This is a genomic window from Vibrio hibernica (assembly GCF_015223435.1).
GTDB lineage: Bacteria > Pseudomonadota > Gammaproteobacteria > Enterobacterales > Vibrionaceae > Vibrio > Vibrio hibernica.
Genome location: NZ_VHKO01000015.1, coordinates 20,297 through 38,538, shown reverse-complemented (window position 1 = coordinate 38,538; position 18,242 = coordinate 20,297). Strand labels below are relative to the sequence as shown.

15 protein-coding genes are annotated in these 18,242 nt (G+C 41.0%); 4 read left to right on the top strand and 11 right to left on the bottom strand.

The window, feature by feature from the left end; translation table 11 throughout:
* Positions 1-108 precede the first annotated feature (108 nt).
* From FH976_RS08120 to spoT, 4 genes are all read left to right on the top strand, one after another.
* Positions 109-2,469 (top strand): membrane-bound PQQ-dependent dehydrogenase, glucose/quinate/shikimate family, encoded by a 2,361-nt coding sequence (locus FH976_RS08120; RefSeq protein WP_194090368.1) that lies wholly within the window; start codon positions 109-111, stop codon positions 2,467-2,469.
* Between the two features lie 209 nt (positions 2,470-2,678).
* Positions 2,679-3,302, top strand: coding sequence for a guanylate kinase (gene gmk, locus FH976_RS08115; RefSeq protein ID WP_194090387.1), 624 nt, complete (start codon positions 2,679-2,681; stop codon positions 3,300-3,302).
* Positions 3,303-3,423: 121 nt separating this feature from the next.
* Positions 3,424-3,696, top strand: a complete 273-nt coding sequence (gene rpoZ, locus FH976_RS08110; protein WP_027696467.1) for a DNA-directed RNA polymerase subunit omega — start codon at positions 3,424-3,426, stop codon at positions 3,694-3,696.
* 26 nt (positions 3,697-3,722) lie between these two features.
* Positions 3,723-5,855: a bifunctional GTP diphosphokinase/guanosine-3',5'-bis pyrophosphate 3'-pyrophosphohydrolase gene (gene spoT / locus FH976_RS08105; protein WP_194090367.1), complete on the top strand. Its 2,133-nt coding sequence runs from the start codon at positions 3,723-3,725 to the stop codon at positions 5,853-5,855.
* Positions 5,856-5,972: 117 nt separating this feature from the next.
* On the opposite strand, the gene FH976_RS08100 is transcribed toward spoT, so the two are convergent.
* The 11 genes from FH976_RS08100 to FH976_RS08050 form a co-directional block, all read right to left on the bottom strand.
* Positions 5,973-6,809, bottom strand: coding sequence for a DUF1338 domain-containing protein (locus tag FH976_RS08100; protein ID WP_194090366.1), 837 nt, complete (start codon positions 6,807-6,809; stop codon positions 5,973-5,975).
* A gap of 264 nt (positions 6,810-7,073) precedes the next feature.
* Positions 7,074-8,288: an aspartate aminotransferase family protein gene (locus FH976_RS08095; RefSeq protein WP_194090365.1), complete on the bottom strand. Its 1,215-nt coding sequence runs from the start codon at positions 8,286-8,288 to the stop codon at positions 7,074-7,076.
* Between the two features lie 223 nt (positions 8,289-8,511).
* Positions 8,512-9,090 carry an aminodeoxychorismate/anthranilate synthase component II gene (locus tag FH976_RS08090; protein WP_194090364.1) on the bottom strand — a complete coding sequence of 193 codons (579 nt, stop codon included), beginning with the start codon at positions 9,088-9,090 and terminating at the stop codon, positions 8,512-8,514.
* A gap of 122 nt (positions 9,091-9,212) precedes the next feature.
* Complete coding sequence (trpS, locus tag FH976_RS08085) at positions 9,213-10,238, bottom strand: tryptophan--tRNA ligase (RefSeq protein WP_194090363.1); 1,026 nt, start codon at positions 10,236-10,238, stop codon at positions 9,213-9,215.
* Between the two features lie 181 nt (positions 10,239-10,419).
* Positions 10,420-11,106, bottom strand: coding sequence for a phosphoglycolate phosphatase (locus FH976_RS08080; RefSeq protein WP_194090362.1), 687 nt, complete (start codon positions 11,104-11,106; stop codon positions 10,420-10,422).
* Between the two features lie 101 nt (positions 11,107-11,207).
* Positions 11,208-11,879 carry a ribulose-phosphate 3-epimerase gene (gene rpe, locus FH976_RS08075; RefSeq protein ID WP_194090361.1) on the bottom strand — a complete coding sequence of 224 codons (672 nt, stop codon included), beginning with the start codon at positions 11,877-11,879 and terminating at the stop codon, positions 11,208-11,210.
* Positions 11,880-12,011: 132 nt separating this feature from the next.
* Positions 12,012-12,845, bottom strand: coding sequence for a Dam family site-specific DNA-(adenine-N6)-methyltransferase (locus FH976_RS08070; RefSeq protein ID WP_194090360.1), 834 nt, complete (start codon positions 12,843-12,845; stop codon positions 12,012-12,014).
* A 96-nt stretch (positions 12,846-12,941) separates the two neighbouring features.
* Complete coding sequence (locus tag FH976_RS08065; RefSeq protein ID WP_194090359.1) at positions 12,942-14,345, bottom strand: SPOR domain-containing protein; 1,404 nt, start codon at positions 14,343-14,345, stop codon at positions 12,942-12,944.
* 158 nt (positions 14,346-14,503) lie between these two features.
* On the bottom strand, positions 14,504-15,586 hold the full coding sequence (gene aroB / locus FH976_RS08060; protein WP_194090358.1) for a 3-dehydroquinate synthase: 1,083 nt from the start codon (positions 15,584-15,586) through the stop codon (positions 14,504-14,506).
* Positions 15,587-15,610: 24 nt separating this feature from the next.
* The gene (gene aroK, locus FH976_RS08055; RefSeq protein WP_194090357.1) at positions 15,611-16,129 is read right to left on the bottom strand and encodes a shikimate kinase AroK; all 519 of its coding nucleotides are present in this window, start codon (positions 16,127-16,129) and stop codon (positions 15,611-15,613) included.
* Between the two features lie 290 nt (positions 16,130-16,419).
* A complete protein-coding gene (locus FH976_RS08050) occupies positions 16,420-18,231 on the bottom strand; it encodes a type IV pilus secretin PilQ (RefSeq protein WP_194090356.1) in 1,812 nt (603 codons plus the stop codon).
* Between the last annotated feature and the right edge of the window lie 11 nt (positions 18,232-18,242).

The window sequence follows — 18,242 nt, the reverse complement described above, 5'->3', positions numbered from 1 at the left end:
TATATACAAACTAGAATCATTTTATTGACATAAATCACAAAGTAACCCAACGTACATAGTGGTTATTATTGTTTTAATTGAATTAAATCTATTCGACAGGGAGTTCATATGAAATTTTTCTCCGTTATATTCATGCTACTCGGGCTAGTGCTTGCCGCTGGTGGTGCATGGCTAATGACGCTCGGTGGCAATTGGTACTATCTATTTGCTGGTATTGGATTTTTCGTTACTGGCCTATGTATTTGGCAAACCAAACGAACTGTCTCCCATTATATTTATGCACTCTTTTTATTAGTCACTACCGCATGGGCTTTTTCTGAAACTGGCTTTGACTGGTGGCCACTATCCGCTCGCATGGGCTTACCTCTACTCCTTGCTATTCCACTGTTAGTGACTTATAGACAAGCAAGCCGCGCATCAACCCTTTCTCTTCTTATGATTTGGGGGCTTAGCGCCGTCGCCACTTTAGGCTCAATTTTCAATTTAACTCACGATATTGCGGGCAATTTACCAACAAAAATTGTTAATGCAACGCCAGATATGGGTGACATTAAAGATGATGCATGGACAAGCTATGGCCGCAGTAATTACGGCCAACGATACTCTCCACTCGATCAAATCACCCCTAAAAATGTCGGCCAATTAAAGCTAGCTTGGCAAATTGAAACTGGCGATCAAAAAGGCCCAAATGATATTGGTGAAACCACCTATCAAGCCACACCATTAAAACTCGGTAATACTTTGTATTTATGTACACCACACAACTGGTTAGTGGCATTAAATGCTGATACTGGTGAAAAACGTTGGGTATTTGATGCAAAAGTACCGCCAGAAAGCCAACGCCAACATCAAACTTGTCGTGGCGTATCATATCTTGCTCCGGAAAATTCATCGGCCGATGCTCAGGTAACTCAAGCGATTACAGCAAAAGCCAACCCACATACTGAAGCGCTACCTAGCACCACTTGTGATGCACAATTGTTTTTGCCAACGTCTGATGCTCGCTTAATTGCCATCGACCCTACAACAGGTGCACGATGCAGCAACTTCGCTAAAGATGGTGTGTTAGATTTGATGACAAACATGCCGTATAAACAAGCGGGTTACTACTACTCAACCTCACCGCCGATTGTCACTAACGGTGTTATTGTTGTCGCAGGTGCTGTAAATGATAACTACGATATTAACTCACCGTCTGGTGTAGTACGTGCTTATGACGCCAAAACTGGTGAACTAAAATGGAACTGGGATTCAGCGAATCCAGATGACACTGCTCCAATAGCCGATGGTAAAACTTATACCGTAAGCTCACCAAACAGCTGGTCGGTTTCTAGTGCTGACGCCAAGCTAGGTCTAATTTATCTTCCAATGGGTAATCGTACTCCCGATCAACTTGGTATGTACCGCAATAAGAATGAAGAGAAGTACTCAAGCTCTGTTGTCGCGCTCGATGTAAAAACCGGTCAAGCGAAATGGGTACAACAGTTCGTTCATCATGATTTATGGGATATGGATACACCAGCGCAACCAAGCTTAGTCGATATTAATACTAAAGACGGTATTCAGCCTGGGCTTGTCGTGCCAACTAAACAAGGTGATGTGTACGTATTAAATCGTGCGACTGGCGAACCTATTTTACCTATTACGGAAAAACCGGCGCCAAAAGGTGCAATGAAAGGGGATTTCTCAGCGGAGACTCAACCTGTTTCTGCGCTTAGCTTTAACCCACCAAAACTGAAAGAAAGTGACATGTGGGGTGGAACACTTATCGACCAAATGATCTGTCGTATCCAATTCAAAAAACTGCGTTATGACGGTCGTTACACTCCACCATCAGAACAAGGAACGATTGTTTACCCAGGTAATTTTGGCGTATTTAACTGGGGCGGCATTGCCGTTGATCCTAAACGTCAGATTATGTTTGGCATGCCATTGAACTTAGCTTTTGTGTCGACTGTGATGCCAAAATCACCAACCGACAAACCAAATGCTGAATACAATAAAGGCGAACATGGCGTTAATGCTAACAATGGCGCCCCTTACGCGGTAGAGCTTAAACCGTTCCTATCGCCAATCGGTGTTCCGTGTCAGCAGCCACCTTGGGGTTATGTTGCGGGTGCTGATTTAGCGACGGGTAAAATCGCATGGCAGCATAAAAATGGTACGGTGGAAGATATGACACCATTCCCACTTCCTTTCAAAATGGGTGTACCGGGGATCGGTGGTCCAATTATGACGGGTGGCGGTGTTGCTTTCCTAGCGGCATCTGTCGATAACTACATCCGTGCGTATGATGTCACCAGCGGTGATGTGCTATGGAAATCACGCCTACCTGCGGGTGGTCAAGCGACACCAATGACTTACCTAAATAGTAAAGGTCAGCAAATGGTCGTGTTAGTCGCGGGTGGACATGGCTCGATTGGCACAAAAACAGGTGATTTTGTGATGGCTTATAAACTCGAAAAATAAGCATTGCTCATAAATAAGTAAAACGATGAATTTAAAGATGGTAAGGAGACGCTCCTGCCATCTTTTTTTCATTAATACGCAATTCAAATCAAAAATCAGATGTGGTATTCTTCGCCCCCCTTTTTCCCCTTATACTTTTTAATCAATGCGCATTTAGCTTATTTGACTAAACTGATAAGGCTTAACTCAACAAAAGTGAATCGTTCATGATCGGCAAAGGTACGCTTTATATCGTTTCCGCCCCAAGTGGTGCTGGTAAATCGAGCTTAATTTCAACCATGTTAGAAAAAAACCCTAACTATGCTATGAAAGTGTCTATTTCACATACCACACGCGAACAGCGCCCTGGTGAAGTGGATGGAGTGCATTATCACTTTGTTGAAAAAGAGCACTTTGTTGAATTAATGGACAATGGGGTTTTTCTTGAACACGCAGAAGTTTTTGGTAATTACTATGGAACGTCTCGCGTGTGGATTGAAGATAATCTAAAAAAAGGCATTGATGTGTTTCTCGATATTGATTGGCAAGGCGCCCGTCAAATTCGTAAACAAATGCCACACGCAAAAGGCATCTTCATTTTGCCACCATCTAATGGCGAATTAGAACGACGTTTAAATACACGTGGCCAAGATAGTGACGAAGTGATTGCAGGACGCATGAGCAAAGCAAAGTCAGAGATTTCACACTACAACGAATACGACTATCTGATTATTAACGATGACTTTGATGCCGCATTAATGGACTTTAAAGCCATTATTCGTGCGGAACGTCTAAAGCAAGATAAACAAGCCACAAAATTTAATGGCATGTTAAACGCTTTACTATCTGAATAATAAAGGTTTAGCTCTTCGTTTTATTCAAATTAATCACGATGAGTCTTATTGCTAGAATCTCTCGCGGTAAGACTGTATAATTTCACGTCATTCTAAATAAAATTCACTAATTGGAGTCATCATGGCACGCGTAACTGTCCAAGATGCTGTTGAAAAAGTCGGTAACCGTTTCGACCTAGTCCTTATTGCGGCTCGCCGCGCTCGCCAAATGCAGACTGGTAACAAAGATGCATTGGTTCCTGAAGAAAATGATAAAACAACCGTGATCGCATTACGCGAAATCGAAGAAGGTTTGATCACTAAAGAAGTATTAGATGCTCGTGAACGTCAAGAACAGCAAGAACAAGACGCCGCTGAACTTGCAGCAGTAAGCAGCATCGTTCACCACCGTTAATATTTCGACAGTCTGGGCGTATCACATTGCATCTATTTGAAAGTTTAAAAGCCGTAGCCCAAGAGTACTTAACAGAGTCTCAATTAAAGACTTTGTATGATGCTTATATCGTGGCAAAAAATGCTCACGAAGGTCAATTCCGTTCCAGTGGTGAACCTTATATAATTCACCCTGTTGCGGTGGCTCGCATCTTGGCAGAAATGCGCCTTGATGACGAAACACTAATGGCAGCCTTGCTGCATGATGTCATTGAAGATACTGAGATCTCAAAAAAAGATCTCGCCGCCCAGTTTGGTGAAACGGTAGCGGAATTAGTTGATGGGGTTTCCAAACTCGATAAACTAAAATTTCGCGACCGAAAAGAAGCACAAGCTGAAAACTTCCGCAAAATGATCTTAGCCATGGTGCAAGATATTCGCGTTATCTTAATTAAGCTTGCCGACCGCACTCACAATATGCGCACATTAGGGGCTCTTCGTCCTGATAAGCGTCGCCGTATTGCTCGTGAAACGTTAGAAATATTCTCTCCACTTGCCCATCGTTTAGGTATTCATAACATTAAAATCGAACTGGAAGAACTCGGTTTTGAAGCTTTGTACCCTAATCGTTATCGTGTACTGCGCGAAGTTGTGAAAGCGGCTCGTGGTAATCGTAAAGAAATGATCCAACGAATCCACAGTGAAATTGAAGGCCGACTTGAAGATTTTGGCTTAAAGTTTCGAGTCTTGGGTCGAGAAAAAAACCTCTATTCTATCTACAATAAAATGCGCACTAAAGAGCAACGATTCCATACCATTATGGACATTTACGCTTTTCGTGTGATTGTGGATACACCAGATACTTGCTACCGAGTTTTAGGCCAAGTACATAACCTGTACAAACCTCGCCCGAGTAAGATGAAAGATTATATCGCGGTACCGAAAGCGAATGGATATCAATCCTTACATACCTCAATGGTTGGGCCGCATGGCGTACCGGTTGAAGTACAAATTCGTACCGAAGATATGGACCAAATGGCAGACAAAGGTGTAGCAGCACACTGGTCTTATAAAGCCAATGGTGAGAGTTCTGGCACAACCGCGCAAATCAAAGCGCAACGTTGGATGCAAAGCCTACTTGAATTACAACAAAGTGCGGGTAATTCATTCGAATTTATTGAAAATGTAAAATCTGATCTGTTCCCAGATGAAATTTTCGTCTTTACGCCAAAAGGTCGTATTGTCGAGTTACCTGCTGGTGCAACTGCGGTCGATTTTGCCTACGCCGTTCATACTGATATTGGAAATACTTGCGTTGGCGCTCGTGTTGACCGTAATCCTTATCCATTAAGTAAAGATCTCAAGAATGGTCAAACGATTGAAATCATTAGTGCTCCGGGCGCTCGTCCGAATGCTGCATGGCTCAATTATGTCGTTACCTCACGTGCTCGTACTAAAATCCGCCAAGTGCTAAAAACCATGCGTCGTGAAGAGTCAATTGCGCTAGGGCGACGTTTATTGAATCACGCTTTAGGTGAATTCTCGATTGCCGATATAACACCAGAGAATATTACTCATGTGTTATCGGATCTTCGCTTAGAATCGGTGACTGACTTATTGGCAGATATTGGTTTAGGTGAGTTAATGAGTGTCGTAATTGCCCGTCGTTTATTAGGTAATGCCGATCAATTAACCGAAGTAAAAACGTTCGACAAAAACGGTAATCCGACCATCAACAATAAATTGGCGATTCGTGGCGCAGAAGGTATTTTGCTCACTTACGCGAAATGCTGTCATCCAATTCCCGGCGACGATATTATTGCTCATGTTTCACCAGGTCGTGGTTTAGTCGTTCACCGTGAAACCTGTCCAAACGTTCGTGGTTATCAAAAAGAACCAGATCGTTATATGAGCGTGGAATGGTCAAAAGATTTTGATCAAGAATTTATCTCTGAAATCAGTGTCGATATGCAAAATAGCCAAGGGGCTTTAGCTAATCTTACCAACGTAGTGTCATCGACAGGATCAAATATCCATGGCATCACAACCGAAGAAAAAGATGGCCGCCTCTATACCGTGAATTTGTTGCTCACTACCAAAGACCGTGTACACCTTGCAAGTATTATGAAACGTATTAGAGTGATGCCGCATACCCTGAAAGTACGTCGTTCTCGTAACTAATTCGAACTCTATTTAAGAGACATTCTCATATTAATATCTAGGTACTCACTATTCTTTGCCAGAAAGTGAGTACCTAGATATTTTATGATTTTAAGCCTTTCTATTTAAAATATACTGTCACGATTCATACTCTACAGTATTTGTGCTCTCAAAGATCTTATCTGCAGAAGCGGTGACAAACCCTTGATATAATTCGCCCTTCTCCATCCCATCGGTTGAATAGCGTTGAGAGAATTCATAAAAACCCGCCGGAATAGTCAATCGACCATCACTGAATTCAACCTCAACTAAATCTGCCATGGTTGAAGATTGCTCTAAGCCGACTTCTGGAGAACCTTTAATCACTCCCCCAGCAGCATTCATCACAAAGCTATGCCACACTAAAAAATCACTCATCGGCTCCAAACCAGAGAATCCCGCTAGATCATTAACACTCACGGTAAAATGATTGGCTCCAAAACCATGAGCGGCCACCCAAGCTGCATATTCACTTTCTTTAGCAAGCTGTTGATATTGCTCAGTCGTGATCCGCCAAGGTCTACCCTGATATAAAAATTCAGCCTTGTCAGTATATTGTATTGGTAAATCATGGATAAGATTAGACACTATCTGATTAAGCGTATCAGAGCATCGGTCGAGCAATAACTCACTAATAAATACTTTCGGCAGTTTAGGGTCGGGGTGCTGATAATGATGCGCATAGAGCTTCTTATCGGTGAAGTGATACTCTCCTTTCTGCTCATAGCCTAAAGCAATAAAGTGTTGAGCCAGTTTATCTAAACCTAATTTGTCTCCAGAAAAAGTACGCAATGCAATATGATCATTGATTAATGGTGCCTCTTTACTCAATACTTTCTTTGCACTCAATAAACTTTTCACCTTTAAAGCGGAAGGACACAAACGTTCAGTGTAATCTTGCCAAAAGTGCTCAAATAAAGATTCTACCGCAGACATGTAAACTCCTACTATTCCTGTCAGAACATTAAATTTATACTATGAATATCTGAAACTTATCATCTCAAATATCAGAGGTATTCGTTAATAATCTTAAGTGTAGTTCAGAGTGGAAAAATGCTTTAAGTATTGAGTCTAGAAATTGAAAAAACATTAGGATAAAAAATCATTATCCTAATGTTAATAAAGAGGATTTATTGCTAGTGGTAAAATAGTATCCTTACAAAGGATGCCTCAACCGATCAGTCAGTTGAGGCCTGCCATCTATTTAATCAGTGAGGAAATCGCTTGATCAAGTTTTTCTAACCCTTGTTCTATCTCTTGCTGAGTAATCACAAGTGATGGTGTAAAACGCACCACATTTGCACCAGCCACTAATAACAATAAACCATGCGCACCTGCAGCAACCAGAATATCACGCGATCGACCTTGCCATTTTTCATTCAACTCAGCGCCAATCAGCAAACCTTTTCCACGAATATCGCTAAAAATATGATGCTTATCATTGAGTGTCGATAAGCCTTGTTTCAGCCATTGCTCTCTTTGTTTAACGCCAGCTAGAACTTCATCTTGTTGTATAAAATTCACCACCGCTTCTGCCACCGCACACGCTAATGGATTGCCGCCGTAAGTTGAACCATGAACCCCGACTTTCATATGTTGAGCCAAGGTTGTTGTTGTGAGCATTGCGCCAATCGGAAAACCGCCACCTAGTGATTTTGCGGTGGTTAAAATATCCGGTGTAACACCCAGCCCTTGATACGCATAAAAATCCCCGGTACGGCCATTACCTGTTTGCACCTCATCAAAAATCAATAATGCTTGGTGCTGATCGCAAAGATCGCGCACCGCTTGAAGGAAATCAGGATCCGGAGAGATCACTCCACCTTCACCTTGAAGCGGTTCGATCATGATCGCGCACGTTTTATCGGAGATCGTCGCTTTTAATGCTTCAATATCGTTATATGGAATATGTTTAATATTTCCTGGCTTAGGTCCAAAACCATCAGAATACGACGCTTGCCCGCCAACGGTTACCGTAAAGAAAGTACGACCATGAAAGCCTTGATTAAAGGCAATAATCTCACTTTTATCTTCGCCATGAACATCAACAGCCCAACGACGTGCCAATTTTAATGCCGCTTCATTGGCTTCAGCGCCAGAGTTAGCAAAGAAGACTTTTTCAGCAAAGCTTACTTCGGTCAATTTTTTCGCTAGGCGTAGTGCTGGTTCATTGGTCATCACATTACTTAAATGCCAAAGTTTATTGGCTTGTTCGGTTAATGCTTCTACCATAATAGGGTGACAATGCCCAAGACAGCTCACCGCAATACCACCGGCAAAATCGATATACTCTTGATCATTTTGATCCCAAAGTTTTGAACCCTCACCTCTCACAGGGATCATATCCATCGGGCTATAACAAGGCACCATGACCTCTTCAAACCAATTCCGTTGTACTTGTTCACTGCTCGACATATCCATCCCCTTAATCATGGCCACTTATTTTACTCAGTTCTTTGTTCCAGATTATTGCTACAAGCTCGAATAATATTACTTAAGCTATAAGTTAACCAAATCACCACCCATAATCAATGATTACTTATGCTTAAATTATGATTAATTATTCTTTATAGCATTTGGATTTATGATATTTGTACCGATAGGAATATTGTTATTAATTCAATAAAAATAAGCAGATCTATCGGGTGAGAAAATTGGCGAGAATCTGATGACCTTGTTCTGTTTTAATCGATTCGGGATGAAACTGTACAGCATCAATCGCTAGCGTTTTATGTTGGTAGCCCATAATCTCATCTAGCTCACCATTGGCAAGCGTCGTCCAAGCCGTAAGCTCAAAACACTCTGGCAAGCTATCGGTTTTCACCACTAAAGAATGGTAACGCGTCACAGTTAATGGATTATTTAACTCTTTGAATACACTTTTTCCAGTATGAATAATCGGTGATATTTTCCCATGCATGATTTTCCTTGCTCGCACAACTTGGCCGCCAAAAGCTTGTGCAATCGCTTGATGACCAAGACAGACGCCTAAAATTGGTAGCCGCCCTGCGAAGTGAGAAATGGCCTCTAAAGAGATCCCAGCCTCATTAGGTGTACATGGACCAGGAGAAATGACCAGATGAGTGGGATTTAACGCTTCGATACCTGCAATATCAATTTCGTCATTACGCACCACTTTTACCTCGCAACCTAGCTCGCAGAAGTATTGATAAAGGTTATAGGTAAATGAATCGTAATTGTCGATGATCAGCAGCATAACGCTCTCTAGCAGTTATTGATTAAGACAGAAAAGAAAAACCGCCAGATTTTAACGTCTGGCGGTTTAAATAGATAGTCAATTAAAAACGAACTTAAAGCCGTAATTTAAAGTATGACGACTTATAACCAAGAAGCACGAGGGACAAAACCAACGGCTTTATACGCTTTTTTAAGCATGATTGAAGCTCGTTCAGAGGCTTTCTCAGCGCCGACTTTCATCACTTCATCCATATAAGCGCGATCGGCACGAATACGATGATATTCTGCTTGAATAGGCTCAAGCATTGTCACTAGCGCTTCACCGACATCTTTCTTGAATGGGCCATACATTTCTATACCGGCATACTGCGCTTCAATCTCAGCGTAGGTTTTACCTGTTGCCGCGGAATACAAACCCATTAAATTGGAAATACCGGCTTTATTTTCAATATCGTGAGTAATACGTGGTGGCATCTCTGCATCCGTTTGCGCCTTGTTGATTTTCTTCAAAATCGATTTGGGGTCTTCAAGCAAAGTAATAACATTTTTACGGTTATCGTCCGATTTAGACATCTTCTTAGTGGCGTCCTGCAAGCTCATCACACGTGCATTCACTTGTGGAATATAAGGTTCTGGGATTTGAAAGATTGGCGCTTCAGGGCTATACACATTGTTAAAACGATTAGCAATATCACGAGCCAATTCAAGATGCTGTTTTTGGTCGTTACCCACTGGCACTTGGTGCGCACCATAAATAAGAATATCCGCAGCCATTAACACTGGATAAGCAAATAGCCCAGCATTAACATCATTGGCGTACCGTTGTGATTTATCCTTAAACTGAGTCATACGATTCAGTTCGCCCATCTGGGTATAACAGTTTAAAAGCCAACCTAGTTGAGCATGTTCCGGTACATGTGACTGGACAAATAACGTGCTCTTCTTAGGATCAACACCAACCGCAAGACAAATTGCTAACGCATCTAACGTTGCTTCATGCAGCGCTTTCGGATCTTGACGAACCGTGATCGCATGCAGGTCGACTACACAATATTGGCAGTCATAATCATCTTGCATTTGTTGCCATTGACGTAGAGCACCCAAGTAGTTACCAATACTCAGTTCACCTGATGGTTGAACACCGCTTAATACGATGGGTTTGCTCATGCTGCTTTTCCTTACGTGTTATATCCCACTTTAGCAATAATGCTAAAAATGGTTTATAGGATTAAAATGAGGATATAATGAAACAATGCTCAAACATTATTCCATGTTTGAGCATTTTAGTTTACTCATCCACGCCGATTTGGCTAGCGCTTTATCTACCGATCTCACATTGAAATCAAATTTATGCAGAGATCCCAACAACTGTGAGTAACTCACTGATATTATCGGCAATAAAATCAGGTTTTGAGTCTGAAATCGGCTCACCGTGGTTATACCCATAAGTGAGACCAAAGGAATGGCAGTCTGCATTTTTAGCGGCTAAAATATCGTTTTTCGAATCTCCGACCATCAACATTTGATCCGCGTGGATATTATGTTTCTCAAGCAGCCAATTTAATGCCATTGGATCCGGTTTCTTTAATGGCAAAGTATCACCACCAATCACATCGATAAAATAGTGTTCGATATTATGCTGCTTTAAAATATCTGGCACAAACGCAGAAGGCTTATTAGTGACAATCGCCATTTTAAATCCAGCATTATGCAATGCTTCTAAGGTGGTGACTACATTACTATATAAATGACTGAGTTTGTGACCACTTTGATGGTAAAACTCATCGAAACAAATACGCGCTTGCTGTAATAATTCAGAAGACAATGAAGCATCAACCGTCATAGATTGACTGAGTGCACGACCAATTAAAATATCCGCTCCATTTCCGACCCAATCCCGAACTTGTTCTTCGCTCACTGCAGGGTAATTCAGGCTTTGCGTTGCTTGATCTGCAGCAAGTGCCAAGTCTGGAACGCTGTCTAGTAAAGTACCATCTAAATCAAATGCGATTAATTGAATGTCTTGTAATGCCATATTCCTGCCCATCGACTGCATAAACGAAAAAAGAGGCTTGAGTTTAGCTCAAGCCTCTGTGTATATCGACCACTTAAAGAGTGGGATTATTCTATTACCCGTTATTTAACTTTCGCTAACTCGGCGCGCATTTGATCAACCACTTCTTTATAATCAGGTTGACTAAAAATTGCAGATCCCGCAACAAACATATCTGCGCCCGCTTCTGCGATTTCACGGATATTATCCACTTTTACGCCACCATCAATTTCCAGACGAATATCGTAACCACTCTCATCAATGCGTTTACGTACTTCGCGTAATTTATCAAGCGTGGCCGGAATGAAAGATTGGCCGCCAAAACCTGGATTTACCGACATCAATAAAATCATATCAATTTTATCCATGATGTAATCAAGGTGATGAAGTGGCGTCGCAGGGTTAAAAACAACACCCGCCTGGCAACCATTTTCCTTGATCAATTGCAGTGTACGGTCAAGGTGCTCTGTCGCTTCCACGTGGAAAGTGATCATGGTTGCACCAGCTTTAGCAAACTCAGGTACGATGGCATCCACCGGTTTTACCATCAAGTGAACATCAATTGGCGCGGTAATACCATAATCACGCAATGCTTTACAAATTGGCGCGCCAAACGTGAGGTTTGGAACATAATGGTTATCCATTACATCGAAATGCACCACATCCGCACCCGCGGCGAGTACTTTTTCAACATCTTCACCCAAACGAGCAAAGTCAGCAGATAAAATCGAAGGTGCGATCAAAAAGTCTTTCATGGTCAATTCCGTTTAAAGGTCAGGTTTTGGGCTAAATTCAAGATGATAAATTCGGCGCAATTCTACCCAAGCAAACGTTTATATACAAATATGTTTGATATTTTGATCGCAAAGAAGAGAATTGGATCAGATTCAGTCTAAGCCATTAGTCCGCTCAAACAGCGCTAACAATTCATCTACTTTATTTCGACCTGCACCATTACGGCTAATGGTTCTCTTCACTCGAACCACATTTAAGCTAGCGCCTTTATATAGTCGACGAGTCAAAGCAGTATCATGATTTGAAATTAAAACTGGAATATGACGTTGCAGTGCGGTGTGCTCAGCAATACTGGCAAGTTCGGCTTGATCATCAAGCGAAAAACCATTGCCTGCATAAGAGGTAAAGTTACTTGCTTGAGCCAATGGTGCATAAGGTGGATCGCAGTAAATAACACAACCTTTGCGCGCTCGAGCAAAAGTCTGTGGATAGCTCTCACAAATAAACGTGGCTTTCTTGGCTTTTTCAGCAAAATGCAGCAGTTCTTTCTCGGGAAAGTACGGTTTTTTATATGAACCAAACGGCACATTAAACCCACCTTTTTTGTTATAACGGCATAAGCCATTAAAACCAAAACGGTTCATATATAAGAAAGCTACCGAGCGAAAAAGAACATCATCAGTCGTCGCATTAAAATCAGCACGAACGCCTAAATACACTTCTTTTTGGTTATATTCTGGGGTGAAAAAACGCAGAGCTTCTTCAATAAAGAGATCAGGCTTTTCTTTTAAGAAATTATAGAGGTTGATCAGATCGGGATTAATATCCGCTAAAAGATACTGATCATAATCGGAATTTAAAAAGACAGAACCAGCGCCGACAAAAGGTTCAATCAACTTTCTACCTTCCGGCAGTTGACGTTGAATATCATCGATTAAACCATATTTACCGCCTGCCCACTTAAGGAAAGCTCGTTGCTTTTTCATTAATTTAACTACTCACCGACTACAATTAAGACCACCAATCCGCCGACTATATTGACGGGTTGAGGAATGTATCATATTTACACCGTTAACTCAGGGTTATTTCGCACGTTTAATCTCTTGATGCACTTGTGCCATCGATTTTGGCCACGGTAATTCTTTTTGTAAATTAAGTGGAAGTTCCTGAGCGGCGTCGCGAGTTTGTTGAATAGTGTCAAAGTCTTGATACGTGATAATAAACCATTCTTTTTGATTGCGGACAGTACGATAAACTCGCACTTGGTCTTGCAGTTCAAATTGATTAATAAATCCCACCACTTCTTTTTGTGTGGTAAAGGCTGCAAGTTGCAGAGTATAGCGGGCTTCTGAAACCGAAAGTAATGCCTTAGAATCTAGAGTAATTTTAGTTATGTTCTTCGCTGAAGAGTTAGGTGTAGATTCAAATGTAACATCACTCGTGGCGACTGCTTGATTACTACCGACAGAATTATCGCCATCGACTAAAGCATCAACCACATTAGAGGGGATAACTACCCTTTTTTGTTGGTTAATATCTTCATCACCGACAGTAACGGTCTCTGTTGTAACCGATTGAGGAAGAACTTTCTCATCATTTTCAGATGCAGAGCCAGTCGAAGAAATAACCGAATCAGCAGAGGGAACATTATCCGATATGGATTTTATTTGCTTGGTTTGGTCTAAAGAACTCGATTGCTCTGAAGATTCCAGTATGACATCATTTTTATCATCTGAAACCCTAGACTGATAACTTGTCCACCATGACCAACTCCCCATTGCAATCAACAAGACGATCAACGTCATTAAAATACGGCGAACCCAATGTGAAGAGTGGTGATGCTCATCAGCTAATGCAAGTAAGTCTGCAGGCCAGTTTTCTATTTTCTCGGCAGCCAAATAAACAGCCGTTCGCTCTTTTTCCTTCTTAGCATTTCGTAATACCCGTTTTTCCAAAAAAACCTGGGCCTCATCATCCGTCAATGGAGAAATAATGAGTGATTTAATTTCTGGGATAGGTGATATAACACCCAAAACTGCTTCGACGAAATTTGGCTTAGCAAACATAATTACATTGATTTGCCATAACGGATTACCCTGAGCAACAAGCACTAACTCACATAGCTCATGTAATAAATCATTGGCTAACAACTCGGCATCATCAACAATTAAGGTCGCACTGCACTCCTGATCTTGTCGATAAGTTTTTAAATTTTGTGCTAAAGATTCCTCACCAATACAAAAGCTATCCGCTAATAACTGTCCCATAAGCACACTGCGCTGCTGATCGGCCGTTTGAGATAATAAACACATTAAAAATGATAATGTTTGTATTTCTTTATCTGTATTTAAAAAGCGCTGAGCTAACCATGATTTACCAGAACCTGGATGACCTTCTACATAAATAAGATTAGAACTAAACTGAGTGAACAGCTGTAAACCGCCTAATAACTGCGTTTGTGACTCTAATTCTAAATCAGGACCCATTGTTTTCTCACTCACGGTAATACAGCTCAGTAGTTATTATTAAGTCAAAGTAAAACATAATCATATTTTAAATATGTCAGTAAAGCTTAAAACCAACATACTAAAGCCGTCATTAATAATCTCGTAAATATCTTGTCAGAGCTTTTAGTCACCGCATTTTAACGACATAACTCAATAGCTTCAGCAATAACCTCTGTTGAGGTATCACCCATCACTTCAGCTTTACCAATTCCAGTTGGAAGGATTAATCTTAATTGACCCGCCAGCACCTTTTTATCTCGCATCATATGCTTAATAAAATCAGCATAAACCATAGAACTTGGTGTTTGGGTTGGTAGCTTCGCTTTAAGTAATAAAGCTTCAATGCGTTGGACTTGCTGTTCATTCAGCAAATTACGTAATAAGGATGTTTTAGCCGCCATCATGGTTCCAGCGGAAACCGCCTCGCCATGCAACCAATTGCCATACCCCATTTCAGCTTCAATCGCATGACCATAAGTATGGCCAAGATTAAGTAATGCTCTTATACCGGATTCTTTTTCATCTTGTGAAACAACATCGGCTTTTATTTGACAACAACGAGCAATCGCATAAATCAACGCATCTTCATCTAATTGATTCAACGCATCGGTATGTGATTCAAGCCAATCAAAAAAGTCCGAATCGATAATAATGCCGTATTTGATCACTTCCGCCATACCGGCAGCAAATTCTCTTGCTGGTAGAGATGCTAAGCAATTGGTATCAATAATGACGGATTTGGGCTGATAAAAAGCCCCGATCATATTTTTACCAAGCGGATGATTAACCGCCGTTTTCCCACCAACAGATGAATCGACTTGAGAAAGTAAGGTCGTCGGCACTTGAATAAAATCGACACCACGCTGATAACACGCAGCAGCAAATCCGACTAAATCCCCAATAACACCACCACCCAAAGCTACCAGCACAACATCACGGCTATAATTACCGTCCAGTAGATAGCTCATAATTGTATTAAAGGTATCGAGTGTTTTATATTGCTCGCCATCCGGTAAAGACAATAAATCAACATGACAATCTAAAGTTTGCAGAGTTGAAATTAAAAGATCGGCATATAAAGGAGCGACCGTGACATTACTGATCACGACCACTTTTTGATTCGGTTTTAAGTAAGAGAAAAGCGCTGGATCGCTTAATAATCCAGCGCCAATCGAGATAGGATAGCTGCGCTCACCGAGCTCTACATTGAGCCGTTCCATGGTAGGGTCTCCTTAGATAAAAGATTAACTCTCTTCTAGCATTTTTACGATTTGGTTTGCGACCACTTTTGCACTTTGGTCATCAGTACGAATCGTATAATCAGCAATCTCTTCATAAAGAGGGTTACGGTCTTGAGCTAATGCTTCTAATACTTCACGTGGTTGTTCAGTTTGAAGTAATGGACGCTTTTTATCACGATTTGTTCGTGCTAATTGCTTTTCAATTGTGGTTTCAAGATAAATGACAACACCACGTGCAGATAAACGATTTCGGTTATCTTTACTGATTACTGATCCACCACCAGTTGCCAGTACGATACCTTGTTCTTGGGTCAAATCGTCGAGAACGGCTTCTTCACGGATACGAAAACCCGCTTCACCCTCAACATCAAATACCCAACTGATATCTGCACCAGTTCGTTGTTCAATAACAGTGTCAGAATCTAGGAACTCCATATGAAGTTGCTGAGCTAGATATCTACCAATTGTACTTTTGCCGGCACCCATTGGGCCAACAAGAAAAATATTGCGTTTTTCGGCCATGTTTAGCAGTAATTCAACGTTAATTTAATGACATTGCCATCCGATATCGCAAGACTACATCCCCCTAATATTGTCGGGAGACCCTACTGGATATCACTGTGGCACCAAATTCCTCACAGATAATTCGTGATCAGACCTGAAATTATCTAAGTATGGTGCCACTAATGCAACTTTAATTTTATTTATTTCATATCTTGTCGATAGACATCGATAAAATCACACTCATAATTGATTTTCATATTACGTTATATTTCGCCAACAAAAATGCAACTCAAGTGCGACGAGTATAACTATTGTATAACAACCTTGGGAGTCACAAATATCAATAACTCACTCTTACCATAGTTTTCATAACTACGACGAAATAGAGCGCCTAAATATGGAATATCCCCTAAGAGTGGCACTTTATCGACACTCGTTTGTACTGAGTGTTGATAAATCCCACCCAATACGACTGTTTCACCATTGTTAACTAACACTTGAGTACCAATGCGTTGTGTATCAATTGCAACCGCCTCTCCATCGCCAGTTTTCACTACCGCGCCAGGTCTATCTTGAGTCACACTTAGATCTAAAACTAAACGATTATCGGGTGTGATTTGTGGCGTTACTTTCAAGCTAAGCACTGCTTTTTTAAAACTCACCGACGTTGCGCCACTCGATGATGCTTCTAAATAGGGAATTTCAGTACCTTGTTCAATATACGCTGGTTGCTTATTAGTGGTGATCAAACGAGGACTTGAAATGATCTCCGCTTTATTTTCACTTTGTAGTGCCGATAGCTCTAAATCTAGCAACGTATCAGAACCCAGCTTAGCCACCTGGAATGCAATACTCGATGCATTACCACTGGTCGCGGCTAAGTTCACATTTAAAAAGTCATCCAACCCAGTCGTTGTATCACCACCACCAGCAAAATCAATATCATCTCGACCACTGGCAATTCCCGCCTGTGCTGACGTGCTTTCAAGGCTGCCACTGGTTGAAAAATTACCATTTGTACTTGCCACCCCCCAACGTACCCCTAAATCACGTAAATTACCTTCATTAACCGTCACAATCCGGGCTTCTATTTGTACTTGTTTGACTGGAATATCAAGCGCTTCAACAATACCTTTGATAATATCAATATTAGATGGCAAGTCTCTGATAAGTAGTGAGTTAGTTCTTTCATCAACCGTAATATTACCACGGCTCGATAACATGCTGACTTCACCTTCTCCACCAATCATACCCGCAATATCCGAGGCTTTAGCAAAGCTGATTTTTAATAACTCAGATGACAGATCACCCAGCTCATCTTCTAAACGAGCTTGCTCTAAACGTTTCTTTTGTTGTTCATCTAATTCAGATTTTGGTGCAATTAACACCACATTTCCTTCTACACGTTTATCGAGCCCTTTAACTTGTAAAATAATATCTAATACTTGCTGCCAAGGTACGCCATCTAGACGCAAGGTTAAGTTACCAGCAACTGAATCCGAAACTACTAAATTAAAACCGTTATAATCTGCAATAAGCTGTAATACATTTCGAACCGGGATGTCTTGAAAATTAATCGACATTAATTTGTTATCAGCATCTAAAGCATTTTTGCTTTTTGTAATACTGCCAGCCACTGGCGGTTGTATTTCACTGACCGTGATTTCTAAGAGTTTACCTTTTAAGCGATAGTCATAGGTGAACTCACCACTGACATAAGCTTGTAAACGAGTATTGTCTCCATTATGAAAGACCTCAACAGTGCTCACTGCAGTTGAAAAATCTTTTACGTCAATAACATAAAGATCATCATCTTTAACTGCGGTATAAAGTAATTCAATATCCAAACCTTCCGTATTTTTTTTAATATCCACTGCAGAAGCTGAGGAAGAAAGCTTCACAATAATGACGGCTTCTTTTTGCTTATTGAGACGAAAATCCAACCCTTCGAATTCAGTTTTGAACCCTTTATCTACAGAGAGATTATCAGCAACATTCGATGCTGGCGTATACTTGGGTGCTGCAGAAACGGTTTGGCTAACCAATAATAAACATGCAATAGCCCAACTTAATAATAAAAATGGCTTATCCAAACCAGTACAACTCAATCCTTTACACATATCTTAAGTAC

Bases quoted from the DNA above. Each gene is read 5' to 3' on its own strand.
- aroK (WP_194090357.1), bottom strand. From the start codon at position 16,129: ATGGCCGAAAAACGCAATATTTTTCTTGTTGGCCCAATGGGTGCCGGC.
- rpoZ (WP_027696467.1), top strand. From the start codon at position 3,424: ATGGCACGCGTAACTGTCCAAGATGCTGTTGAAAAAGTCGGTAACCGT.
- rpe (WP_194090361.1), bottom strand. From the start codon at position 11,879: ATGAAAGACTTTTTGATCGCACCTTCGATTTTATCTGCTGACTTTGCT.
- FH976_RS08070 (WP_194090360.1), bottom strand. From the start codon at position 12,845: ATGAAAAAGCAACGAGCTTTCCTTAAGTGGGCAGGCGGTAAATATGGT.
- trpS (WP_194090363.1), bottom strand. From the start codon at position 10,238: ATGAGCAAACCCATCGTATTAAGCGGTGTTCAACCATCAGGTGAACTG.
- FH976_RS08050 (WP_194090356.1), bottom strand. From the start codon at position 18,231: ATGTGTAAAGGATTGAGTTGTACTGGTTTGGATAAGCCATTTTTATTA.
- FH976_RS08090 (WP_194090364.1), bottom strand. From the start codon at position 9,090: ATGCTGCTGATCATCGACAATTACGATTCATTTACCTATAACCTTTAT.
- FH976_RS08100 (WP_194090366.1), bottom strand. From the start codon at position 6,809: ATGTCTGCGGTAGAATCTTTATTTGAGCACTTTTGGCAAGATTACACT.
- FH976_RS08080 (WP_194090362.1), bottom strand. From the start codon at position 11,106: ATGGCATTACAAGACATTCAATTAATCGCATTTGATTTAGATGGTACT.
- FH976_RS08095 (WP_194090365.1), bottom strand. From the start codon at position 8,288: ATGTCGAGCAGTGAACAAGTACAACGGAATTGGTTTGAAGAGGTCATG.
- aroB (WP_194090358.1), bottom strand. From the start codon at position 15,586: ATGGAACGGCTCAATGTAGAGCTCGGTGAGCGCAGCTATCCTATCTCG.
- FH976_RS08120 (WP_194090368.1), top strand. From the start codon at position 109: ATGAAATTTTTCTCCGTTATATTCATGCTACTCGGGCTAGTGCTTGCC.
- FH976_RS08065 (WP_194090359.1), bottom strand. From the start codon at position 14,345: ATGGGTCCTGATTTAGAATTAGAGTCACAAACGCAGTTATTAGGCGGT.